The following is a 23678-nucleotide window of genomic DNA, read 5'->3' on the forward strand; positions in this document are numbered from 1 at the left end:
AGACGCGGAGGCACAGGGAAACGGGGAGGAAGGCGTATGACGGACGGGACGAGCGGCGGGGCGGCGGTCTGCGACCGGCCCGACTGCCCCGGTGCCGGCCGCGGCCGGATCAACGTCCGGGGATTCTGCTCGGAGTGCGGCCGCAGGCCCCGCGGCGGGGTCCAGGGCAGCCCCTCCCCCGGCGCGCCCGCGGCTGCGTCCGCCTCAGGCTCCGCCATCCTGGAGTCCGAGTCCACCGCGACCGCGGCCCGCGTCCGGCGGCGCGCCGTGGCCCGGAAGTTCACCGTCCGGCCCGCGGGCGACGGCCTGATGGACCTGCCCCGCGTCGAGCTCCCCTCCCTCCGCGACCTGGTCATCGACGATCCGCAGCCGCCCCCTCAGGGGCAGCCCTGCGCGGGCTGCGAGGAGACCGTGGGCGCGGCATACGCCGGGCAGCCCGCGCTGTGGACCGGGGTCTGCCACCGCTGCCGCCATCCCTTCGACTTCACCCCGCAGCTGCGGGCCGGGGATCTGCTGGGCGGCCAGTACGAGGTGGTCGGCGGCGTGGCGTACGGGGGCCTGGGCTGGGTCTATCTCGCCGAGGACACCCAGCTGGACCGCCAGCCCGTCGCCATCAAGGGGCTGATCAACGACGATGACGAGACGGCGCAGCGCGCGGCCATCGAGGAGCGCCGCTATCTGACCATGCTCGACCACCCGGGCATCGTCAACATCATCAACTATGTGCGCCACCCGGCCCGCGGCAGCGGACGGCCGCAGGGCTACATCGTGATGGAGTTCGTCGCGGGGGTCACCCTCTCCACGATCGGGGACTACATCGCCCGGGCCGATCCGCACTTCGACGGACCCCGCGTCTACCAGCACATCCTCACCTACGGCGCCCTGATCCTCGACGCGCTGGAGTATCTGCACGGCGAGCGGCTGGTCTACTGCGACCTCAAGCCGAGCAACGTCATGCACCACGAGGGCCGGGTCAAGGTGATCGACCTCGGCGCGGTCCGCCAGTCGGGGCAGCGGGACGGCTCGCCCGTCATCACCAAGAAGTTCGCCGCCCCCGAGGTGGTCCTGCGCGGCGCCGTGCCCACCGAGCTCCATGACCTCTACGGGCTCGGGGCGACGCTGAGGAACCTCTCCGACAAGGTCGAGCGGGCCGCCCAGCGGCCGCCGGGCCTCGGCCGCGAGTCGTACGACAGGCTCCTGGCCCGCGCCACGGCCTATGACCCGCGGCAGCGGTTCGGCTCCGCCCGTGAGATGGCCGAGCAGCTGCGCGGGGTCCTCCGCGAGATCCATTCGCTGCGGCTGGAGCGGGAGCAGCCCGAGCCCTCCACGCTGTTCGCCCCGACCGCGGCCCTGCTCGACTCCGGGCTCGGCCGGATTCCCGGCCTGGAGCGCTGGCTGACCGGGGAGGTCCGCCCGGTGCTCGGGGACGGCCGGCCCGGCCCGGCGAGGGTGCCGCTCGGGCTGCCGGTGCCGTTCCCCGACGCCCAGGACCCGGGCGCGGCGCTGCTCAACACCCCGACCGACAGCGGCCCGCGGCGGCTGATCGAGCAGTTGGGGGCCTTTCCGCACGAGTCCGCCGAGATCCGGTTCCGCATCTGCCGCGCCCATCTCGAACTCGACGAGGTGGACGAGGCGGAAGGCCAGGTGAAGGCCGCCGAGCGGATCATCGGCGGTGACCGCGCCCGGTACGACTGGCGGCTGAACTGGCACCGCGCGCTGGTGCGGCTCGCCGAGGGCTCGGTGGCCGATGCCCAGCGGGAGTTCGACGCGGTGTACGGGGCGCTGCCCGGGGAGTACGCGCCCAAGCTGGCCCTCGGGTACTGCGCCGAGCACCTGGGCGACCACGGCGCCGCTGAGCGCTTCTACCAGGCGGTCTGGCAGCGCAACCGCTCCCAGGGCAGCGCCGCCTTCGGCCTGGCCCGGCTGCGGCTCGCCGCGGGCGACCGGGCCGGGGCGGTCGATGTCCTGGGCGGGGTGCCGAAGGTCTCGCGCCACCATGACGCCGCCCAGATCGCCACGGTGCGGGTGCTGGCCGGCCGGCTGGGCCACCCGGACCGGCTGCCGACCGAGGCGGACTTCGCGGAGGTGCTGACCCGGCTGCCGCGGCTGTATCTGGACGACGGGCGGGCCTCGGGCCACGCCCGCGAGCGGCTGACGGCCGAGGTGTGGGAGGTCGTGCTCGACTGGGTGCTGCGGTACGGGCACAAGGACGAGGCCGGGGCCCTGTTCGGAAAGCACGACGAGGAGTCCGTGGTGCGCGCGGACCTCGAAAAGGCCCTGCGGGCCCTGGCCCAGCAGGCGGACAGCCCCGAGGCCCTGGAGGTGCTGGTCGACCGGGCCAACGCCGTCAGGCCCATGACCAGCGTCTGACAGGGGGATCGGATGAGCGAGGACACAGCGGGCCCAGCGGGAACGGATCGGGCGACCCCCGATCAGGCGACCGCCCATCAGGCGACCGCCGACCGGCCGACGGGGGACGGCGGCGCGGACGGGGGCCAGGGCGCCGCCATCACCCTGCGCGTCGACCAGAACGAGTACCTTCCGGCCGCCGCGGGCCGCGCCGAGATGCACGCCATCATCAGGGTCGAGGCCCGGGGGCTGGGCCCGGTCGCGGCGCGCGCCGCGGCCTCCGAGGTCATCGTCATCGACTGCTCGGGGTCGATGGCCTGGCCCCCGACGAAGATCATGGCGGCCCGCAGGGCCACCGCCGCCGCCGTCTCCGCGCTGCGCGAGGGCACGCGCTTCGCGGTCGTCCAGGGCACCGAGCGGGCCGAGGTCGTCTATCCGCCCGCCGGCGGCATGGCGGTCGCCGGGCCCGACACCAAGGCCGCCGCGGCGCGCGCCGCGATGAAGCTGGCCGCGCTGGGCGGCACCGCGATCGGCAGCTGGCTCGACCTCGCCCGCCGCCTCCACACCGACCACACCGAGCAGTCCACCGCGCTCCGGCACACCCTGCTGCTGACCGACGGCAAGAACGAGCATGAGGACCCCGGCGATCTGGCGCGGGTGCTCGACGCCTGCGCCCCGTGCTTCACCTGCGACGCGCGCGGCATCGGCGACGGCTGGGACGCCACCGAGCTCAAGGAGATCGTGCGCCGGCTGCGCGGCCGGGCCGACGCGGTCCTCGACCACTCCGATCTGCCGGCCGAGTTCGAGGCGCTGACGCGCGGTTCGATGGCCCGGGCGCTGGCCGCGCTGCGCATCCGGATCCGGACGCGCGCGGGCGGCGCGGTCGGCATGGTCAAGCAGGTGTATCCGACCCGGGTGGACCTGACCGGCGAGGGCACCCGGCCCGACGCGCGCACCTGGGAGTGGCGCAGCGGGCCGTGGGGCGACGAGGTGCGCGAGTACCACGTGTGTGTGACCGCCGACCCGGAGGGCGACGCGCAGGACGAGGAGATCGAGCTGGCCTGGGTGGAGCTGTCACTGGACGGGGCAGCAGAAGGCGGCGCGTCAGAAGGCGGCGCGCCGGAGGGGGGCACGGCCGGGGTCCGGCTGCCCGCCGCGCAGTCCGTCCTGGTCCGCTGGACGGACGACCCGCTGCTGTCCTCCCGTATCCACCCCCGGCTCGCCCACTACGGCGCGGACGACGCCCTCGGCCTCGCCGTCACCGCGGCCTACGACGCGTATGTGGCGGGCGATCCGCGGCAGGCCCTGGCGCACTGGGGCCGGGCGGTCCGGCTGGCGCACGAGCTGGGCAACGAGAAGATGCTGGACCGGCTGCGCGGGCTGGTCGACATCGTGGACGCCGCGGCGGGCGAGGTGCGGCTGCGCGAGCGGATCCGGCCGCTCGACCTGAACTCGGCCATGGTGCTGTCCGAGGAGAGCAGCCGCTTCCGCGGCCCGGCCCAAGGAGCCCCCGACCCCGCCGCGCCCGCCCCGCTCACCACCCCCGCCGGGCCTCCCGGGCCCGCCGGCTCCGACGTCGAATGCCCCGGCTGCGGGCGTCTGGCCCCCGCCACGGCCACCTTCTGCCAGCAGTGCGACACCACGCTGCGCCCCGGCGGCCCCGGCACCCCGGCCGGTGCGGTATGACCGGCACCCGCGCCTTTCTGATCCGCCGTCTGGTGACGCTGCTGGCGCTCTCGGTGGCCGCCGCGGCCGCGCTGTTCACCGCGTACTACGGCGTCAGCCGCAACACCCAGGCCGTACGGGACGAGTCGGCCCCCGCGATACTCCAGGTGGCCGCGGCCGAGGTGACCCTCGACGACTCGTACGAGTACGCGGAGCTCAGCCTCACCGGCGACACCGGCGACATCGAGGGCCTGGGCGAGGACTACCGCACCACGCTGTCGACGGCCAACCAGGCCCTCGCCCAGGCCCTCAAGTCCACCACCGCGGGCACCTCGGCCCGCCAGTCGCTGCTCACCATCACCGGACTGGTCTCCTCCTACGGCGACCTCGTCCAGCAGGCGTACGTCAACCGCGACAACCGCGCTCTCCGCGACGCCTATCTCGGCTATGCCGAAACGATGCTCCGGGGCGACGACGGCTCGGCCAAGGAGGTGCGTGACGGCGACAGCGACATCCTCGCCCGGCTGGTGAAGGTGCAGGGCAAGCAGCTCCGCCTGCTCGACCAGCAGACCTCCTTCGGCTGGCTGCTGTCGCTCGGGTGGTGGGTGCTGGTCCCGGCGGCGTCGCTCGCCCTGGCCGTGCTGCTGGTGCGCACCCAGCGCTTTGTGCGCCACCGCTTCCGCCGCCGGTTCAACCCCTGCCTGCTCGTGGCCACCGGGCTGCTGCTCCTCGCGGTGCCGACCCTGGCCGTCTTCACCTACCAGACGCAGGACCGGCTCTCCCAGGCCCGCACCAGCCTGCGCCAGCCGGACATCGGCAAGGCCCCGGACACGACCAACAAGAGGGTGAGCACGAAGATGGAGGAGACCCACTGGCGCACCGGCGCCGTGGTGTGGATACCGATGGGTGGCGTGCTCCTCGCCGCGCTCGTCTTCGTCGGGCTCCAGCCGCGCATCGACGAGTACAGGTTCCGGGCCCGATGAGCGCCGCCACCCGCCCCCGGAACGTCACCGCCGCCGTGCTCGGCCTATGGCTGGTGCTCCTGTGCGCCCTCGGCACGGGCGACGCGGGCGCCCAGCGGTCCGGCGGCACGATCCGCGTGCTCGCCTCCTGGACCGGCCCCGAGGAGGACGCCTTCCGCCAGGTGCTGGACGCCTTCACCAAAGAACACCACATCCGCGTCGAGTACCAGGGCACCACCGCGCTGCGCGAGGTGCTGCTGTCCGACGTGCGGTCCGGCACCCCGCCCGACATCGCGATGCTGCCGAGCTCGGGGGAGCTGGCCGCCTACGCCAGGCAGGGCTATCTGGCCGGGCTCGACGACGTGGTCCCCCGGGCCGAGTACAACCCCCTGTGGACACCCGGGCTGCGGGAGAACGGGCCGATCTACGGCATCGCGGTCAAGGCCGACCTCAAGGGCATCGTCTGGTACGACGGCACGCGCCACGGCCCCGGGGACCTCCCCGCCCTGGCCGCCGACGGCCGCCAGTGGTGCGTGGGCATGGGCGACGGCGCCACCTCCGGCTGGCCCGGCACGGACTGGATCGAGGACATCCTGCTGCGGCAGCAGGGCACAAAGGTCTACGAGCAGTGGGCCGGGGGCGAGCTGGCCTGGGACGACCCACGCGTCGCGGAGGCGTGGCGGACCTGGGGCGAGCTGTTCTCGGGCGCGGCGGCGAAGACCGCGCTGCGCACCGACTTCCGGGCGGCGGGGAAGAAGCTGTTCGCGAAGCGCCCGTCGTGTGCCCTGGAACACCAGGGCTCCTTCATCCGCGGCAGCTACCCCGGCCCCAACCGGGCCAGGTTCGGATACTCCGGCGATCTGCTCGGACTGCCCGGCTCACCCTCCGCCGCGCACGAGGTGTCCGGGGACTTCGCCGCGCTGTTCAAGAACACCGGGCACACCGGGCAGGCCCGGGAGCTCCTGCGCTATCTCACCCGGGTCGAGGGGCAGCGGACCTGGGCCGAGCACACCCCTCCCGGCTCCGCCAAGCCGTTCTCCGCGAACAGCAAGGTGCCCGTGTCCGTCCAGGGGAACGACAAGGTCGCCCAGTCGATCGCGCGGGCGCTCACGTCCTCCCCGCTGTGCCTGGACGCCTCAGACGCCATGCCGCCGCGCATGCGGCTCGCGTTCCAGCGCGCCGTCCTGACGTTCCTCAGCTATCCGGACACGGAGAAGAAGGAGCGCCTGGACGCGCTGCTGGGCAGCCTGGAGAAGGTCCACCGGAGCACCGAGCACGGCCAGGGCCGGAACCGGGAACCGGACCAGCCCTGGCCGTCGGCGGTCTGCCGCTGACAGGGGCGGGCCCGGAACACCCCGGGCCCGCCCCTGTCGGTCCCGTCGGCCTACGGCACCATCTCGTCCGGGCAGGGCGTGCCGCGCGGCAGGTCGTACTTGCCTGCTATCCGGTAGGTGCCGGGGTGCGGGGCGTGCAGCACGGTCCACTCGTCCTCCGGCTCCCCCTCCTTGCTCGGCTCGAAGACCTGCTTGGTCAGGCAGCCGTTGCGGTTGACCGGCAGCCTGCCGTCCTCATCCGCCTCCGGCGCCTTGATCCGGTGGCCCTTGGCGTCCACCAGGCCCAGCCACGGCGAGTACGGGATGCGGATGAGCACCGGCCCCTTGGCGCGGACCTTCAGTATCAGCTTGTCCGCGCCGGCCCGCTCCACCGTGGCCGGCGGGTCGGCGATCGGGGTGGGGTCCTTGACCTCGTACAGCTTCCAGTTGTCGTCGCCCCACACCTCACGCAGATACGGCAGGCCCCCGGCGATCAGCTCGGCCTCCAGCCGCGCGGCGTGGTCCGGCTCATCGGCCGGAAGCACCACGTAGTGCACGGCCATGCGCTTGAGCCAGGCGTGGTAGTCGTCCGCGCTGAGCGTTTCCTCGTAGAAGAGCGGGTTGCGTTCCATGTCCGCCTGCCGGGTCCAGCCCCGGGCCAGGTTGACGTAGCGGGGAAGTGCCGAGGACTCGCGGTGGCTGCGCACCGGCACCACCTCGACCCGGCCCCGGTCGGCCTTCACCCGCTGCAGGTGGTGGACCAGCGGCGCCAGCTCGCGCGCCCAGGACGCCGACGGGGTGGTGTGGATGACGTCGTCGCCCGTCTTCACGCCCTGCCACACCGTGACCGTCACCAGGGACAGCACCAGCGCCGTCCACTTCCGCCCCGGGAGCGTGGTGAGCCGCTTCCCACGCGCCGGCACCCGGCGGGAGGTCAGCGCCGCGAGCAGCACCACCCCGCCGAAGATCATGCCGAGGCGCTGGATGTTGGTGCCGATCTGGGACGGGACCAACCAGGTCAGCACCACGCCGATCACATACAGCGCCGCGCCCACCCGGACGGTGCGCCAGCCCTTCGGCGCGAACAGGAAGACGGCGAGGCCGCTGATGCCCGGCAGGATCGTCGACGGCCAGCTCATCGGCTGCTCGCCGGAGAACGGGAACAGCCAGGCCGACAGCCCGACCACGACCACCGGCGTGACGCCGAGCGCGTACGAGGCGGGGTGGCGCCGGGTCAGCCACAGCGCGGCGGCCACGATCCCGATGAACAGGCCCGCCACCGGGCTTGACATGGTCGCGAGGGCGGCCAGCAGGGCGGCCAGCAGCGCCCGCGCGACCTTGTGGTGCCAGTGCCGGGACCGCCACTTGGTGGGCCACGCGAAGATGACCGCCACGGCGCCCAGACCGAACATCGCGCCGAGCCCGAAGGTGACCCGGCCCGAGATCGCGTTGCAGACCAGCGCGAACGCGCCGTACAGGGCCGGCCACAGCGGCCGCCGCACGACCCGGCTGCGCACCAGCAGCAGCGCGAGCAGCCCGGCGGTCAGCGTCCCCGCGATCATCATCGTGGTGCGGACGCCGAGGACCGCCATCAAATAGGGCGAGATGACGCTGTACGAGACCGGATGCATCCCGCCGTACCAGGCGAGGTTGTACGCCGAGTCGGGGTGCTGCAGGGCGAACTCCGCCCACGCGTCCTGCGCGGCCAGGTCGCCGCCGCTGTTCGCCAGCAGCGCCACCCACAGCACGTGCAGCACTCCGGCGACGGCCAGGGAGGCGGGCACGGGGTGGCACATGAAGCGCCAGGCGCGCCGCACCCAGCCGACCGTCTGCTCCTGCTCCTGCTCCTGCTCTTCGCCGCTGCGCGCCGGCGCCGTACCCGCGTCCTCGGCCGGGTCGGCGCCCGCCGGCGGACTCGCGTCCTCAGCGCGGCTCACACCCTCCGCCGCGTCCGGGTCCTCGGAGGCCCGCTGCGTGGGCAGTCTTATTCGCGCCGCGGTGTTCTCCTCGGAACTCCCGCTGCTGTCGGCCCGTGTCGGATCCACGGTGGTCACTGCGGCTCTCCCCGTCTTCCCCGAGGTATGCCCCCATGTTCCTTCAACCCTGTACCGGTTCCCCCCGGTTCGTTACCGAGGACCGGGACCGGAGGCGCAGGCGACGCTAGCACGCGAAGGGCCCCAAAAGGCCTTCAGGGCGGGCGGTCGGGGGTGCTGTGGACAACTTGCTACATACGGCTGAACGGTGACCCGGCGCGAGGCGCGCCGGGTCACAGCGCAAGGCGGTGTGTCCCGCCGGATCAGGCGATGCGGACCAGCTTCGAGCCGAACGACGGCTCGGACAGATCCTTCTGCAGCGCGACCGGCACCTTCACCTGGGCCGTGCCATTGCCGACGATCAGCTGGCCCACTACCGTGCCCGCCTTGGCCGAATGCGGCACGGCCTTGCCCGCGTCGGTCAGCTCGAGGTCCACCTGGAGGCCGCCCCAGCCCACGGCCCTCACGTCCTTGGTCGCGACGACCGGCGTCGTCCCGCCCAGACCGTCGTCGACGTGACCGACGACATCGCCCTTCTTCGCCACCGTGGCGGAGACGAGGCCGTCCTGCACCGCGGTGATCAGCTCGTAGCTGTTGGCCTGCACCAGATCCAGGCTGTTCTGCAGGATGCCGGGGGCCCGCTGCTCCAGGACGACACCGAGGATCAGCCGCTTGTTGCCGTCGATGGTCTTCTCCGCGCCCCACATCAGCGCACCGCCGGCCGGGGTGCTCGACCCGGTCTTGATGCCGACCACACCGGGCTTCACCAGCAGATTGTTGTTGTTGTAGATCTTGCTCCCGGGGGTCTTGATGCCGGGAACCTTGACGTTGGGCGTCGCCACGACCGCCCGGAACGCCTCGCTCTTCATCACCGCCCTGGCCAGCTTGAGCTGGTCGGACGCGGTGCTCTTGGTGGTCGCCTTGAAGCCGCTGGGGTCGGTGTAGACGGTGTTCTTCATCCCCAGGTCCTTGGCGGCGTCGTTCATCTTCTTCACGAACGCCTGCTCCGAACCCGAGTCCCAGCGGGCCAGCTGCCGGGCGATGTTGTTCCCGGACGGGATGAGGAGCATCTGGAGCATCTGGAGCTGGTTGTACGTCTGCCCCTCGTCCACCTGGACCCGCGACTCGTCCTCGGAGCCCGACTCCTTGCCCGCCTGGGCGTCGATCTTGATGGTCGGGCCCTTCTCGGACGCCTTGAGCGGGTGTTCCTTGAGGACGACGTACGCCGTCATCACCTTGGTGACGCTGGCGATCGGCACCGGCTTCTGCGCCCCGGAGGTGCCCAGGCTGCCCAGGCCCTCCACCTCGACCGCGGACTGTCCCTGGCCCGGCCAGGGCAGCGACATCTTGGCGCCGTCGAAGGTGTAGGTCGCCTCGGCCACCCTCAGCTCGGGGGACGGCAGCGGGCGCACCGCCTGCACCACGCCGAGGACGACGATGAGGAGCAGCACGAGCGGCGTCCAGATCTTGACCCGCCGCACGGCGGTCCGCAGCGGGGTCTCCGGCGGGGGCGGGGTGTTGGTCAGCTGCGCCAGCAGATCGAGCGGCGCGGGCTGGCCGACGGGCGGCAGCGGCTGCTGCTTGGTCCGCTCGGACTCGGGCAGCGGCTGCTGCTTCGTCCGCTCGGACTCGGGCAGCGCGGGCTGCGCGGAGGGGCGCGCCGGGGGCCGGACGGGCGGGGCGTCGGCCGACCTCAGCGGTACGAAGCGGCTGGTGCGCTCGGCGTCGGGGGCCTCCTTCGCGTCCTTCTCGTCCTTCGCGGCGGGCTCGTCCTTCACGGCGGGCTCGCCGGCAGGCGTGTCGGAAGCCTTGTCGGCGGGCTTCTCCGCAGGCCTTTCGGCGGGCTTCGCGGCGGTCACCTTGCCGTCGGCAGGTCCGTCCGCGGCGGGCTTGTCCGCCTTGTCCGCGGCAGGGGTCTTGAGGGTCTTGAACACCGCGGTCGGCTGGTCGATGCCCGTACCGGCGGCAGGCTTGTCGCCCTTCTCGCCCTCTCCATCCGCTTTGTCGGACTTGTTCGAACTATCCGCCTTATCTGCCTTATCCGTCTTGCCGGAATCAGCGGCCCTGTCGTCCGCCCTGTCGTCCGCCTGGGCGGAATCGTCCGCCTCGCCGTCCCGCTGGGCCCATCGGGGGGCTTCCTTCTTGTGCCGCAGCACCCCGAAGGCCGCCGTGGGCCGATCCACGGGCACGGCCGAGTCCTCGTCATCGGAACCGGGCTCCGGCGAGACCTTCTCGTCGTCGGCGGGCTCACGCTTCAGCGTGCGGAACACCGCCGTACGCCGATCCACCGACTCGGACGACGACTCGTCACCCGACTCCCCAGCCGCCTTCTCGTCCGATTTGCCCACAGATTGGGCGTCATCAGCAGATTCGTCAGATCCAGAAGAATCATCGGATTCGCTTTCGCGAACACCAGATTCCGCTTCCGCCGCTGCCTCCGCCTCCGGCTCCTCGTCCGCGACGGCGACCGCCGACCCGCTGCCCCCGGCCTCCCCTTCGTGGAAGACCGCGAGTCGTGGATCGCGCTCGCCGCGAGCCGTCTCCCCCGACGACTTCCGCTGCTCCGACTTGTCGGGGGACTCGCCCGCCACCGATGCCTCCTTGTAATACGTTTTGCGGGACGCGCGTCGCCTCTCGGCTTCACGCCCCGCCGCCCCAACCATCTACCAGTGTCCTGTGTGCCCCGAGTGCCGCCGCGCCATGGCCCCCTGACAGAGCGCCTTCAACGGGGCGCCCACCCGATAGACGAGAAAGACATACCTATCGGTTCCATATCAAATCCCCCAGGCACTCTCGACAGACCAATGTGAGAGGGGTCACCCTGTCATTCATCCACGCGGGGAGGCATGGATGGGCAGGAGCCGCAGAACAATTCCGGAGGAGCTTCTGCTGCTCGCCTTGGACCCGGCCACGGGAACCACGGCGCAGCCGCAGTCGCTCGACCTCGGTCTTGCCGGAGCCCAGCTAGTAGAGCTGGCTCTGGCCGGACGGATAGCCCCTGACGGGGATCGTATCGCCGTGGTGCTGCCACGGCCGACCGGAGATCCGACACTGGACTCCGCGCTGGAGCTGCTGCGCCGACGTGGCAGCCCGGTCCGCGCGGTCCACTGGATCGGCGGGCCCCGGCTGGGGCTGCGCCAGACGTATCTCACGCATCTGGAGCGCTGCGGCATGGTGCATGCCGTGGAGGGCCAGATGTGCGGGGTGCTGCCGACGACTCGCTACCAGGCGACGGAGACGGCCATCAGCCGGGAGATCAGGGCCCGGCTGGACAGCGCGATCCGCACCGGCGTGCCGCCGGACCCGCGGACCGCGGCGCTCGCCGCCCTGGCCCACGCGGTCGGGCTCGGCAAGCACCTGTATCCCGGGAACGAGGGGCGTTCCTCGCGCTCCAGGCTCCGGGATCTGATCAGGCACGACCCGATGGGCGGACTCGTGGCGCACGCCGTCATGGATGTGCAGAACGGTGTCGCGGCGCAGCCACGGCGCGCACCGGCCACAGGTCGCCAGCCGGGAGCACGGGCCTCGGTGCCCGCGCCCGGAGTCCCGGCACAGCCGTCCCGCCGCGGCAGCATGGCCCGCGTCGGAGCGCGCTGAGCACAGCAGGCGCAGCACGCACCCGCTCCACCCGACCGACCGCACCACACAGTCCCCACCGACCCGGTTCGGGAGCCTCGCGCGGGGCGGTGGGCCGGCCCGTCCCGTGAGGACCGGCCGGCCCGCCGCCCCGCGCGCCCGTTCTCCCGTGCCCCGGGCGGCCGCCCCGGCGCCCCGGGGCCGCCGCGGTGCACGCGCCATGGCCGCGCGCGTCGGGTGTGCCCCGAGAGGCACCCTGTGCGGCCATTTCCCAGCGCGGCGCCGACCGGTAGTGGCAGGCTGCTGAACAGCATGAATCAGCAGTACGAAGCCGGAGGTGCACGTCCCGTGACATCGAACGTCGGCCCCACGGTCAGGCGACGCCGATTGGGCCAGGAACTCCGCAGGCTCCGCCAGGAGAAGGGGATGACGGCGGAGGAGGTGGCCGAGGAGCTGATGGTCTCCCAGTCGAAGATCAGCAGACTGGAGAACGGCCGCCGCAGCATCAGCCAGCGCGACGTACGCGACCTGTGCCGCACCTACAAGGTGGAGGACAAGGCACTGGTCGATTCCCTTATGCAAATGGCCAAGGAGTCGCGCCAGCAGGGTTGGTGGAACGCCTTCGGTGACGTTCCGTACAGCGTCTACATCGGATTCGAGACCGACGCGGCATCGCTGCGGGTCTATGAACCACAGGTGCTCCCGGGCCTGTTGCAGACCCCGGAGTACGCCGAGGCGGTGATCAGCGGCGCGCTGCCGGAGGCCCCGCAGGAGCAGATAGCCCAGCGGGTCCAGGTCCGCCTCAGGCGGCAGGAGCGGATCACCGACCCGGTCACGCCGCTGCGGCTGTGGGCGGTCGTGGACGAGGCGGCGATGCGCCGGGTGGTCGGCAGCCCGAAGGTCATGAGCGATCAGCTGGACTATCTGGTGCGGATGAGCCACGAGCCGCATGTGACCGTGCAGGCGCTGCCGTTCGGCATGGGTTCCCACCCGGGGATGAGCGGGCAGTTCACCATCCTCGAGTTCTCCGACGAGTCGGACACCAGCGTCGTCTACCTGGAGGGCGTGACCAGCGACCTGTATCTCGAGAAGCACACCGATGTGCAGAGCTACAGCATGATGTACGAGCATCTGCGGGCCCAGGCGCTGAACGTCGACCAGAGCCGTCAGTTCATCACGGAGGTGGCGCGGGACCACGCGCGCCGGGACGAGGAGAGCTGAACCGCACGCTGAGTGGATGCCAAAAGGCTGGACCCTACACCTCCGCCCCATGGCGCGGAAGGGGCCAATGGAATATGCCATCCGGTCGAGTGAACGACCGGCTTTCCCGACGATGTTGACGAGTAACGTCGGTCTCGCCTCCAAACGGGGTGCATCTCATCAACAAAACGTATCGGAGCAAAAGTGTCCATTCAGCAAGGAAAGACGAGTATGTGGATTAAATCCTCGTACTCGGCGGGAAATGGCGCCTGCGTGGAGGTCGCCTCCCCCGTCGTCGACGAGGTGGCCGTACGCGACTCCAAGGACCCGCACGGCCCGACCCTCAGCTTCGCTCCGGGATCGTGGTCGACCTTCGTCTCCGACGTCCGTCGCGGAGCCTTCGACCTCGGCTGACCTTCGTCACCCACCGCACCCGCCCTTCGGGCACCGAGCCCTCTCGTCCGGCCGCCGTCCCTGCCGAGAGGGCTCGCCGCTGCCCGGACGAGGTCGCCGGGCGCGCCTCACCGCAGTTCGTCGACGTAGCGGTCGGTGCCGGGCACCGTCGGGATGAACGGCGCGACCAGTTCGACGCGGCCGAGCCCCGAGCGGGCCACGTCCTCGTCGAGCCCGGTGAAATGCCCCTCCCAGCACTCGCGCGGATCTTGCTGCAGGAACCACAGCAGCGTCAGCCGCGTGTCCACCCCCTCCACCTGCTTCACATACGACATCCGGTCCAGCGGCAGCGGCGTCGGCCGGAAGACGGTGACCATCGCCGCGGGCGAGCCCGCCAGGCGCTTGGGCAGATGCCTGGCCCGCAGCCACTCCAGGAGCTCGGCGCGGCGCTCGGGCCCTTCGGCGTCCACGACCTCGACGACCAGCCCGGCGTACGGGTGGTCGAGCGCGTGGAAGTCGCGGGGGCCCGCCGCGCCGTCCCGGTAGACGGTCGCCTCATGGTCCTGGAACGCCGTGAAGACGTGCGTACGGTCCTGGTGGACGCGGCCGTCCCGGTTGAGCCGCTTGTTGATGCCGACGGTCCACTTCATGTGCTCCGCGTAGCGCCCCTCGGTGAGCCAGTAGACCGTGATGTAGCAGCCCGCGGTGACCGGCTGGGCGACCGCGGACTCCTCCGGGTAGCGCAGCCGCCGCAGTTCGCGGGTGGCGACCCAGCGGCGGCCCGCGAAGATCCAGGGCATGGCCATCGCGCCCGCGATGAAGTGGTCGTCCTCGTACCAGCGGTTGTAGGCGTGCTCGTGACCGGGGTGCGGCTCGACCATGGTGATCAGGGCGTGCCCCGGGCGCACTCCGTACGGGCCGACGGAGGCCAGTTCCGCGTACGCTTCGGCGCGCGTGTCCTCACTCGAGTCACTGCTCATGTCCTCCATGTGTAGCTGACGCCACGTCAGATGTGGAGGGTCGCGACCGCATCGCGGACAAAGCGGTTGCCCCGTGCACCGATCTCTCTAGGCTGCAGACACAGCGGAAGCCTCCGCGCCGACGTCCGTACCAGCGAAGGAGCCCCATGCGCGCCGACCTCCCCGACCTCGCCACCCGCGCCGCCTCGGTCGCCGGCTCCCCGGTACGCGACATCCTCGCGCTCACCGCGCGCCCCGAGGTGATCTCCTTCGCCGGCGGGCTGCCGGCGGCCGAGCTCTTCGACGCGGAGGCGATACGGGCGGCCTTCGACCGCGTCCTGGCCGAGGCCCCGCGCGCGGCCCTGCAGTACTCGACCACCGAGGGCGACCCCGCCCTGCGCGCCGCCACCGCGGCCCGCCTCACCGCGCGCGGGCTGCCGACCGACCCCGACGCGCTGCTCGTCACCAGCGGCTCCCAGCAGGCGCTGACCCTGCTGGCGACGGCACTGCTCGAGCCCGGCGACACGGTCGTGGTCGAGGACCCCACGTACCTGGCCGCGCTGCAGTGCTTCTCCTTCGCGGGCGCGCGGATCGTGTCCGTGCCCAGCGACGAGGACGGCCTGGATCCGGCCGCGCTCGACGCGCTGGTCGAGCGGGAGCGGCCGAAGCTGCTCTACACCATCCCGACCTTCCAGAACCCCACCGGGCGCACCCTGCCCGCCGAGCGCCGCCGCGCGGTGGCGGAGGTCGCGGAGCGGCGCGGGCTGTGGATCGTCGAGGACGACCCGTACGGGGAGCTGCGCTTCGCGGGCGAGCCGGTGCCGTGGATCGCGAGCCGCCCGGAGGCCGCCGACCGCACCGTGCTGCTGGGCAGCTACTCCAAGATCATGGCGCCGGGGCTGCGGCTCGGCTGGCTCCGCGCCCCCGCGGCGCTCCGCCGCGCCTGCGTCATCGCCAAGCAGGCCGCCGACCTCCACACCCCGACGGTCACCCAGATGGCCGCCGCGCGCTATCTGGCCGACGCCGACCTGGACGCCCACCTCACCCGCGTCCGCGACGCCTACCGCGAACGGCGCGACGCGCTGCTCGCCGGACTCGGCGAGGCCCTGCCCGAGGGCTCGCGCTGGAACCGCCCCGACGGCGGCATGTTCGTCTGGGCGTCGCTGCCCGAGGGGTACGACGCGACGGAGCGGCTGCGGGTGGCGGTCGAGCACGATGTGGCGTACGTGCCGGGGGCGCCCTTCTTCGCGGGCGAGCCGGACCGGGCGGCGATGCGCCTGTCGTTCGTCACGCAGTCGCCGGAGGAGATCGCGGAGGGCCTGCGGCGCCTGGCCAAGGCGCTGCACTAGGCAGCTCCCGCCGGCGCGGGTATGGCCTTCTCGGCGTGCGCGGCCTAGCCTGACGCCGCCCCGAGCTGACGCCGCGTCAGCTCGGGGGCTTCGGGCCATCGCGATCACCCGGGGAGGCACCCCATGCTGCTGCGCGACAAGACCGTCATCGTCTCGGGGGTCGGCCCCGGCCTCGGCCTGCGGGTCGCCGCGGCGATCGTGCGGGACGGCGGCAACGCCGTGCTCGGGGCCCGCACGGAGGCACAGTTGGCGAAGGCCGCCGCCGAGGCCGACCCCGGGGGCGGGCACACCGCGTGGCGCGCGACCGACATCGCGGACGAGCGGCAGTGCGAGGCGCTCGCCGCGCTCGCGGTCGAGCGCTTCGGCGGAGTCGACGCCGTCATCCATGTGGCGGCCCTGGACAGCTACATGGGCGGCCTGGAGGACGCCGACTTCGCCTCCTGGAGCCAGGTCGTCGACACCAACCTGTTCGGGACGCTCCGCATGACCCGCGCCTGCCTGCCCGCGCTCAAGCGGCGCGGCGGCTCGGTGGTGATGATCGGCACACAGTCGTCGGTCGCCGCGCCCACCCAGGTGCGGCAGGCCGCGTACGCCGCCTCCAAGGGCGCGCTCGTCTCCGCGATGTACTCGCTCGCGCGCGAACTGGGCCCGCACCGCATCCGGGTGAACACCGTGCAGCCCGGCTGGATGTGGGGTCCGCCGGTGCAGGCGTACGTCACGTTCGCCGCGCACTCCGAAGGCGTACCGGAGCCCGAGGTGCTGGCCCGGCTCACCGACCGGATGGCGCTGCCCGAACTGGCGACGGACGGGGATGTGGCGGAGGCCGCGGTGTTCCTGGCCTCCGACCGGGCACGGGCGATCACCGGGCAGTCATTGCTGGTCAACGCCGGTGAACTGATGCGGTGACGCGGTGACGCGAGGGTTCACACAGGGGGCGCACAGAGGGATTGCACGGGGGTTGCGCCCTCCTTCTCCGGCCTGACGGGATCCCGCTCCCGTACGGCCCGTCCGTTGGTGCGGTCGAGCGTGGGCGTGCGTCTGGCGAAGTGCCCGCTCATCGTGGGTTCGCGGACGCGTTCACGACAACCGTCGAGTAGGTCAAGAAACAGCAAATTCGTTCGGTGGTCTGATTTGTGTTCACACTCGTGACCGGAAATCTCTTGACCGGCCACCCGAACAAGCGCTTCAATCCCTGGAGTACCCCGCTCCCGCTCGGGGGAATCCGCCCATGACGAACGTCGCGGCGAAGTGCGGTCCTGTTCACAAGACGGACCCCTGGAGGGGGCATGAACAGTCTCGACTGGGCCGTGGTCATCGGCTACTTCGGCATCATGGTCGCGATCGGGCTCTGGTCCCACAAACGTGTGGACAACGTCAGCGACTTCTTCACCGCGGGCGGCAAGATGCCGTGGTGGCTCTCCGGTATCTCCCACCACATGTCCGGCTACAGCGCCGTGATGTTCACCGCGTACGCGGCCATTGCCTACGACTACGGCATCACGTCCTACGTCACCTGGTCGTTCCCGATCGCCATCGGCATCGCCCTCGGCTCCAAGCTCTTCGCGCCCCGGCTCAACCGGGTGCGCAGCAAGCTACGCGTGGCCTCACCGCTCGAATACCTCAAGAACCGCTACAACCTGCCCACCCAGCAGGCGCTCGCCTGGTCGGGTGTGCTGCTGAAGATCGTCGACGTGGGGGCGAAGTGGGCCGCCATCGCGACCCTGCTGTCCTTCTTCACCGGCGTCTCCCTCAACCAGGGCATCCTGATCACGGGCGCCGTCACCGCCGTCTACTGCACGGTCGGCGGGCTGTGGGCCGACGCGCTGACCGAACTCGGCCAGTTCATCATCCAGTTGGTCGCCGGCATCGCGATGCTGATCGCGGTGCTCCACGATCTGAGCGGCATCAGCACGCTGTGGAACGTCTGGGACGACCTGCCGGCCACCCACCACCACCCGACCGTCGACAAGTACACGCTGACCTTCCTGCTCGCCTATCTGTTCATCAAGACCTTTGAATACAACGGCGGCATGTGGAACCAGGCGCAGCGCTACATGGCCACCGACAGCGCCGCCTCGGCGGAGCGCTCGGCCCGGCTCTCGGCCGTTCTGTGGTTCGTCTGGCCGCTGGTCCTCTTCTTCCCGATGTGGGTCGCCCCGCTGGTCATCGACATCCCCAAGGACCACACCTCCGCGGACTCCTACGCGCTGATGGCGCAGCATCTGCTGCCGCACGGCCTGCTCGGCCTGATCATCGTCGGCTTCTTCTCCCACACCATGGCCATGTGCTCCTCCGACGCCAACGCGATCGCCGCGGTCGTCACCCGCGACATCATGCCCGCGCTCTCCCGGCGGGTCCGGGCCTGGGACACCCGCGCCGGGCTGATCGCCGCGCGCTGGACCACCCTGCTCTTCCTCGGCCTGTCCATGGCCATCGCCACCCAGGTCAACTCGGACTTCTTCGGGGACATCATCACCGTGGTGATCAAGTGGGTCGCCGGGCTCATGGGCCCGATCGCGATCCCGCTGATGCTCGGGCTGCTGCGCCCGTTCCGCAAGTCGGGTCCGACGGCGGCGCTGCTCAGCTGGGGGCTGGGGCTGTTCGCCTTCTACCTGGTCAACTACCCGATCAACGACTCCGTCGACGGCGGCGTGAACCTGGAGTACCAGGTCTCCATTCCGCTCGCGGTCTCGCTCGTGCTCTTCATCGTGATCGGCTACATCAAGCCGGAGGACACCCCGGAGCGCGACGCCATCCTCGACTCGCTCAACTCGGATGACGACGGGCCGGGTTCGGCGAGTGCCACGCTGTCGGTGCCGAAGCAGGACGCGACCGACCGGAGCTCGGTCGCCGGCGCGACGGACTGAGGCGCGGCGGCAGGCATTCGCGGGGCGGCTGCCCGTCCCGTCCCGCGGGTGCCGTCATGGGCGCTCACCCCGTCCCGCGGGTGCCCCCGCGGGCGCTCACCACCAGGGCCCAGACGAGCAGGGCGAACGCCCCGGTGGAGGAAAGCGCGCGCACCACGTTCCAGCGCACCCACCGCTGCTCGAACCGCTCTCGCACCGCCGCCAGGTCCGGGCCGGTGAGCCGGTCGGGGTGGCCGGCGCCGGCCAGCGCGTCGTTCAGCGGCACACTGACCCGGAAGGTGATCATCAGCATCACCACATAGAGGGCCACCGCGGCCACGATCCACGGCAGCGCGGGCCGCCCCTCTCCGCGCAGATGCATCACGGCGGCCAGCCCGGCGAGCAGCAGCGCGCCGCCGAAGACCAGGGCGAACCAGCCGTTGAGGATCGCCACGTTGATCCGCTGCATCGCCTCGACGAAGGTACGGTCGTCCGCCTGCCCGAGGCCGGGCATCACGGAGCACGTGTATCCGTAGAAGAGGCCCGCGCTCAGGCCGGTGGCCACGGTGGCGGCGATCAGTACGGGGGTCTGGAGGGCGTGGTGGTACGTCATGCCGTACAGCCAAGCGCGGCGCGGCGAGACGGGCCATGGCCGAAAGACTCGATCTCATAAGCCGGCGTCTCAGGGCGCGACGAGGAGCGGGAGGAGCGGGCAGGAGCGGGGAGGCCGCTCAGGCGTCGGGGGTGCAGGCCGCGGCGAACATCCGGCTGTCCTCGTACACGCGGTAGCGGACGATCAGCCCGTCCTCGACAGTCACCCGCACCGCGAAGGGAGACCGGTAGCGCTTGCCCGTGGCGCGTACGGTGCCGGCCAGGGTCCCCGTCACCATCGCCTCGGTCTCCTCCGCCACGATGACGTCGATCGTGTTTCCGTCCGGGTCCGGGGCCAGGCTCTCGGCCAGCTCGCGGAAGTGGGCGACGGCGTCGGCGCGGGTGGCGCGGGGGCGGATCCACGGGACGTCCGGGTTGGCGGCGATCTGCCAGTCGACCCGCTCGGCGAACAGTTCGCCGAGGCCCTGCAGGTCGCCTGCCGCCATCCGGGCCAGGAACTGCTGGACGGTGGCGCGGGTGCGCTCGGTGGTCGTGGTGGCGGTCGTGGCGGCCATATCGGTCCTTCCGGTGCTGTGACGTCCGGGTGCTGTGACGTCCGATGCTGTGACGTCCGATGCTGTGACGTCCGGTGCTGTGCACGATGCTCGCGCGGCCCGGGAGGGACGTCGATTACCCGCGGGGTAATGGGCACGGGCGGGAAGGAGGCCGGCAGATGTGGTGCGGAAGTGGGAACCGAGCCCCCGTCCGGGCCCCTCTTCCGTACGTACTATCGTCGGCCGTCCCCTACGTCCTTGCCGACCGTCGCCGCGCCGTGGACCTGGAGCTCTTCCCCGTGACCGTGAAACCGACGCTCACCGAACCCCGTGTGCGCGCGGTGCGCGCCGCCGTCCTCCGCCGTCCCACGCTCTTCGCCGCGGCGTTCTGTCTGCTGTCCTTCACGGGCTTCTGGATCGCGCAGCGCGCCGCCCAGGTGAGCATGGTCGACCTGATGGTCTACCGCGCCGAGGGCTGGTCCGTGCGCAACGCCATGGACCTGTACGACATGCGGGCCACCGTGCACAACCTGCCCAACACCTACCCCCCGTTCGCCTCGCTCCTGTTCACCCCGCTGACGTTCCTGGGCACGGGGCTCATGCGGACCCTGGCGACGGCGTTCAACCTGGCTCTGATGGCCGCGCTGGTCCATCTGGCCCTGCGCCTGGTCGGCCGTCCGCGCGTGGTGCCCAGGGCGGCGGCCGTGCTGTCCCTGGCCGCCGTCGGGGTGTGGTGCGAGCCGGTGTGGACCACGCTGCGCTACGGGCAGATCAACCTGCTGGTCACCGTCCTGGTGCTGTGGGACCTGACCCGGCGGGCCGGCCACCGCGGCTACGGCTGGGCCGGCGTCGGCACGGGCATCGCGGCGGGCATCAAGATCACCCCGGCGCTGTTCGTGGTCTTCCTCGCGCTGGCCGGGCTCGTCGAGGGGGTGCGGCGGCTGCGGTCAGGAGGCCGGTTCCGGAACGAGCACCTGCGCGGCGCGGCCGTGGCCACCGGGACGTTCCTCACCACCGTCGTCCTGGCGCATCTCGCCCTGCCGCACGACTCGCACCGCTACTGGACCGAGATCCTGTTCGCGACGGACCGGCCGGGCGATGTCGAGGGCGCGGGCAACCAGAATCTGCGCGGCGTCCTCGCCCGCCTCCTGCACACCCCCGACCCGGGCCTGTGGTGGCTCGCCGCGGCCGCCCTGCTGGCCTGCGCGGGCCTGGCCACCGCGGTCGCCGCCCAGCTCGCGGATGGCCGGCTGCCCGGCAACCGGGCGTGGGCGGCCGTCGCCTGCGGCGTGACCGGCCTCATGGTCAGCCCCGTCTCCTGGTCCCATCACTGGGTGTGGGCGGTGCCCATGGTGCTGCTGCTGGGCGCGGAGGCGCTGCGCCGCCGCACCGCGCGGTGGTGGTGTCTCACGGCGCTGACCGCCCTGCTGTTCTGCTCGTTCATGATGTGGTACGTGCCGCATGACCTGCCGGAGCGCGTGGAACTGCACCAGAACCCCGGCCAGATGCTGCTCACCGCGGTCTACCCGGTCATCGGCGTGGTCTTCCTGGCCGTCGCCGGGCTGCTGACCGTACGGGCCCTGCGCGCGGCGCCGCCGTACACCCCCCGCGGCGGCGCCCCGCGGCGCGCCGAACCGAGCTACGCGCGGGGGTAGCGGGCCAGCCAGGCGGGGGCGGAGGCCGCGGGGCCGTGCAGGGCCGGGCCCTGCGTCATCTCCATCGCGAAGTCGTCGGCCAGCTCCAGGATCGTGCCGCGCCCCTCCAGCTCCGCCAGCCAGGCCGGTGGCAGCGCGGTCTCGCCGTGCAGCGTGCCCAGGAGGTTGCCGCACACCGCCGCCGTGGAGTCGCTGTCCCCGCCGTGGTTGACGGCGAGCAGCAGGCCGTGGTGCACGTCCTCGGCGACCAGCGCGCAGTACAGCCCGATGGCCAGCGCCTCGTCGCCGCTCCAGCCCTCCCCCAGGGACGCCACCCGCTCGGGCGTGGGCAGCCCCTGCCGTACGGCGCCGAGCGCGTACCGCAGCGCGTCGGTGGTCTCCTCGTGGCCGGGCCGGGTGGCCAGGTGGGCCAGCGCCCGCTGCACCGCCCCGTCCAGCGCGTCGCCGCGCGCGAGCCCGTGCACGATCAGGGCGAACGCCCCGGCGGACAGATAGCCGGTGGGGTGCCCGTGGGTCTGCGCCGCGCACTCGATGGCCAGCTGGAAGACCAGTTGCGGCTCCCATCCCACCAGCAGCCCGAAGGGTGCCGAGCGGATGACCGCGCCGCATTCCTTGGAGTCGGGGTTCCTGGGGTGCTCCAGGGTGCCCATGGTCTCGTCGGCCAGCCCGGTCAGGCAGGCCCGGCCCGGCGCCCGCTGGGCGTACAGCCACTCCTCGCGGGCCAGCCAGCCCGCGTCCTGCCGCCGCTCGTCGGGCCCCCAGTCGCGCTGGGTGACGTACCAGCGGCGGTGGGCGGCGTGGACGTCGGTGGGCGGGTGCCAGGCGCCGGTGTCGCGCCGCACCTGCGCGCGTATCAGCCCGTCGACGGTGAAGAGGGTCATCTGGGTGTCGTCGGTGACGCGGCCGCGCCGCCCGTACGCCGGGAGGTAGTCCGTGACGCCCTCGGGACCGTGCTCCGCCCGGATGTCGGCGAGCGAGGAGAACTCGACCGCGGCGCCCAGAGCGTCCCCGATGGCACCGCCGAGCAGGCAGCCGCGCACCCGGCTGCGGAAGTCCTGCTGTTCGGCGCGGCCCCATACGCCGGTCGCCGCACTGGCGGTTGCCGTCACGACCCTGCCCCTTCCCGTCGATGCACGCACGGCCACTGGACTGGCTTTCGCACTGTAATCGACGCCGAATGATCGCCTTCGGTCCGCCAGGGATTGTGAAGGCGTCAACACGGAGGGCACTCCGGAGCGCCGCATTCCGAAACGCCGGGCCGACACCGCACGCAAGACACGGAGGAGGCCGGGTCCGGACGTCCGGACCCGGCCTCCTCGGCCGCGCGTGGGGTGTCGCTAGGCGGCAGGCTTCCTGATGTCCTCGATGACGCTCGCGAAGCCGTCGCCGCCACGGCCGTCGGCGATCGCGCGCCCCATCAGGGCGCGGACGGCCGCGAGCGGCCCGGAGTCCAGGCCCCGGGCCTCGCCCGCCTCCAGGATGTGGTCGACGCCCGCCGCCTCCATCGCCAGATTGCCCAGATCCCCCGGATATTCGCGGTTGTCGACGCCATCGGCGACCTGGTCCGCCATCGCGGGAAGCAGGGCGAGGAATTCCTTGATGTACGGCAGGAATTCCTTGGCCGTGACACCGTCCGCGCCCACCATGGCAAGGGAATGGACCATGGCGGCCATGCTGGAATAGAAGACGTTGAGCAGGGCCAGGTCGTACAGCGGCGCGACCCCGTGATCCGCGCCGAGATATCTGTTGTTTCCGCCCAGCGCCTTCAGCGTCGCCTCATGCGCCTCGAACACGGCCCGCTCCCCGCTGTACAGCAGCAGGGCCTGCGGCGAGCCGATGACCGGGGTCGGCACCATGATCGCCCCGTCGAGGTAGTCGATGCCGTGCCCCGCCGCCCACGCTGCGGCCTCGCGGGCCCGCTCGGGGGTGTCCGAGGTCAGGTTGACCAGCGCCCGCCCCGCCAGCTCCGCGCCCAGCGGCCCGAGGATCGCCTGGCTCACCTCGTAGTCCACGACGCATACGACCACGATCTCGCCGGCCTTCACCGCCTCCGCGGGCGTCTTCGCCCGCGCCGCCCCGCGGGCGACCAGGGCGTCGGCCTTGTGCGCGGAGCGGTTCCACACGGTCGTGGGATGGCCCGCCGCCAAGAACGCACCGGCCAGCGCCTGGCCCATCGCGCCAAGCCCGATCACCGTCACCGGCGCCCGGTTCTCACCTGCCATGACAGAACCAC

18 protein-coding genes are annotated in these 23678 nt (G+C 72.0%); 11 read left to right on the plus strand and 7 right to left on the minus strand.

The window, feature by feature from the left end:
• Positions 1-36 precede the first annotated feature (36 nt).
• The 4 genes from ACFZDL_RS21010 to ACFZDL_RS21025 are packed head-to-tail and all read left to right on the plus strand — an operon-like array spanning position 37 to position 6310.
• Positions 37-2370, plus strand: a complete 2334-nt coding sequence (locus tag ACFZDL_RS21010; RefSeq protein WP_353588010.1) for a tetratricopeptide repeat protein — start codon at positions 37-39, stop codon at positions 2368-2370.
• Between the two features lie 12 nt (positions 2371-2382).
• Positions 2383-4035: a VWA domain-containing protein gene (locus ACFZDL_RS21015; protein WP_353588012.1), complete on the plus strand. Its 1653-nt coding sequence runs from the start codon at positions 2383-2385 to the stop codon at positions 4033-4035.
• Positions 4032-4997 (plus strand): hypothetical protein, encoded by a 966-nt coding sequence (locus ACFZDL_RS21020; protein ID WP_353588014.1) that lies wholly within the window; start codon positions 4032-4034, stop codon positions 4995-4997. The genes ACFZDL_RS21015 and ACFZDL_RS21020 overlap by 4 nt, the downstream gene beginning before the upstream one ends.
• A complete protein-coding gene (locus ACFZDL_RS21025; RefSeq protein WP_353588016.1) occupies positions 4994-6310 on the plus strand; it encodes an extracellular solute-binding protein in 1317 nt (438 codons plus the stop codon). The genes ACFZDL_RS21020 and ACFZDL_RS21025 overlap by 4 nt, the downstream gene beginning before the upstream one ends.
• 50 nt (positions 6311-6360) lie before the next feature.
• Here the strand turns inward: ACFZDL_RS21025 and ACFZDL_RS21030 are convergent, their stop codons facing one another.
• Together ACFZDL_RS21030 and ACFZDL_RS21035 are read right to left on the minus strand one after the other, a co-directional pair.
• Positions 6361-8343 (minus strand): MFS transporter, encoded by a 1983-nt coding sequence (locus tag ACFZDL_RS21030; protein ID WP_353588018.1) that lies wholly within the window; start codon positions 8341-8343, stop codon positions 6361-6363.
• A 242-nt stretch (positions 8344-8585) separates the two neighbouring features.
• Positions 8586-10913, minus strand: a complete 2328-nt coding sequence (locus ACFZDL_RS21035) for a D-alanyl-D-alanine carboxypeptidase (RefSeq protein ID WP_353588020.1) — start codon at positions 10911-10913, stop codon at positions 8586-8588.
• A 259-nt stretch (positions 10914-11172) separates the two neighbouring features.
• Here ACFZDL_RS21035 and ACFZDL_RS21040 point away from each other — a divergent pair, with 259 nt between their 5' ends.
• The 3 genes from ACFZDL_RS21040 to ACFZDL_RS21050 all read left to right on the plus strand — a co-directional run bounded on the left by ACFZDL_RS21040 (position 11173) and on the right by ACFZDL_RS21050 (position 13512).
• Positions 11173-11919 (plus strand): GPP34 family phosphoprotein, encoded by a 747-nt coding sequence (locus ACFZDL_RS21040; RefSeq protein WP_353588022.1) that lies wholly within the window; start codon positions 11173-11175, stop codon positions 11917-11919.
• A 327-nt stretch (positions 11920-12246) separates the two neighbouring features.
• Entirely contained in the window at positions 12247-13119 is an 873-nt protein-coding gene (locus ACFZDL_RS21045) for a helix-turn-helix transcriptional regulator (RefSeq protein WP_353588024.1), read from the plus strand.
• 183 nt (positions 13120-13302) lie between these two features.
• Complete coding sequence (locus tag ACFZDL_RS21050; protein WP_353588026.1) at positions 13303-13512, plus strand: DUF397 domain-containing protein; 210 nt, start codon at positions 13303-13305, stop codon at positions 13510-13512.
• A gap of 107 nt (positions 13513-13619) precedes the next feature.
• Here the strand turns inward: ACFZDL_RS21050 and ACFZDL_RS21055 are convergent, their stop codons facing one another.
• Positions 13620-14480, minus strand: coding sequence for a hypothetical protein (locus ACFZDL_RS21055; RefSeq protein WP_353588028.1), 861 nt, complete (start codon positions 14478-14480; stop codon positions 13620-13622).
• 137 nt (positions 14481-14617) lie between these two features.
• On the opposite strand from ACFZDL_RS21055, the gene ACFZDL_RS21060 reads away from it, so the two are divergent.
• The 3 genes from ACFZDL_RS21060 to ACFZDL_RS21070 all read left to right on the plus strand — a co-directional run bounded on the left by ACFZDL_RS21060 (position 14618) and on the right by ACFZDL_RS21070 (position 18666).
• Complete coding sequence (locus ACFZDL_RS21060) at positions 14618-15799, plus strand: PLP-dependent aminotransferase family protein (protein ID WP_353588029.1); 1182 nt, start codon at positions 14618-14620, stop codon at positions 15797-15799.
• Between the two features lie 123 nt (positions 15800-15922).
• On the plus strand, positions 15923-16705 hold the full coding sequence (locus tag ACFZDL_RS21065) for an SDR family oxidoreductase (RefSeq protein WP_353588031.1): 783 nt from the start codon (positions 15923-15925) through the stop codon (positions 16703-16705).
• 380 nt (positions 16706-17085) lie between these two features.
• Entirely contained in the window at positions 17086-18666 is a 1581-nt protein-coding gene (locus tag ACFZDL_RS21070; protein ID WP_353588033.1) for a sodium:solute symporter family protein, read from the plus strand.
• Between the two features lie 64 nt (positions 18667-18730).
• Here the strand turns inward: ACFZDL_RS21070 and ACFZDL_RS21075 are convergent, their stop codons facing one another.
• Positions 18731-19258, minus strand: coding sequence for an anthrone oxygenase family protein (locus ACFZDL_RS21075; protein ID WP_353588035.1), 528 nt, complete (start codon positions 19256-19258; stop codon positions 18731-18733).
• Between the two features lie 118 nt (positions 19259-19376).
• Positions 19377-19811: a nuclear transport factor 2 family protein gene (locus ACFZDL_RS21080; RefSeq protein WP_353588036.1), complete on the minus strand. Its 435-nt coding sequence runs from the start codon at positions 19809-19811 to the stop codon at positions 19377-19379.
• 278 nt (positions 19812-20089) lie between these two features.
• Here ACFZDL_RS21080 and ACFZDL_RS21085 point away from each other — a divergent pair, with 278 nt between their 5' ends.
• Positions 20090-21445 (plus strand): glycosyltransferase 87 family protein, encoded by a 1356-nt coding sequence (locus tag ACFZDL_RS21085; protein WP_353588038.1) that lies wholly within the window; start codon positions 20090-20092, stop codon positions 21443-21445.
• Here ACFZDL_RS21085 and ACFZDL_RS21090 read toward each other — a convergent pair.
• Positions 21430-22554, minus strand: coding sequence for an ADP-ribosylglycohydrolase family protein (locus tag ACFZDL_RS21090; protein WP_353588040.1), 1125 nt, complete (start codon positions 22552-22554; stop codon positions 21430-21432). The two genes, ACFZDL_RS21085 and ACFZDL_RS21090, sit on opposite strands and share 16 nt — an antisense overlap.
• Positions 22555-22782: 228 nt before the next feature.
• The gene (locus ACFZDL_RS21095; RefSeq protein ID WP_353588043.1) at positions 22783-23667 is read right to left on the minus strand and encodes an NAD(P)-binding domain-containing protein; all 885 of its coding nucleotides are present in this window, start codon (positions 23665-23667) and stop codon (positions 22783-22785) included.
• Positions 23668-23678 lie beyond the last annotated feature (11 nt).

The organism is Streptomyces sp. NPDC007917 (assembly GCF_042959105.1).
GTDB lineage: Bacteria > Actinomycetota > Actinomycetes > Streptomycetales > Streptomycetaceae > Streptomyces.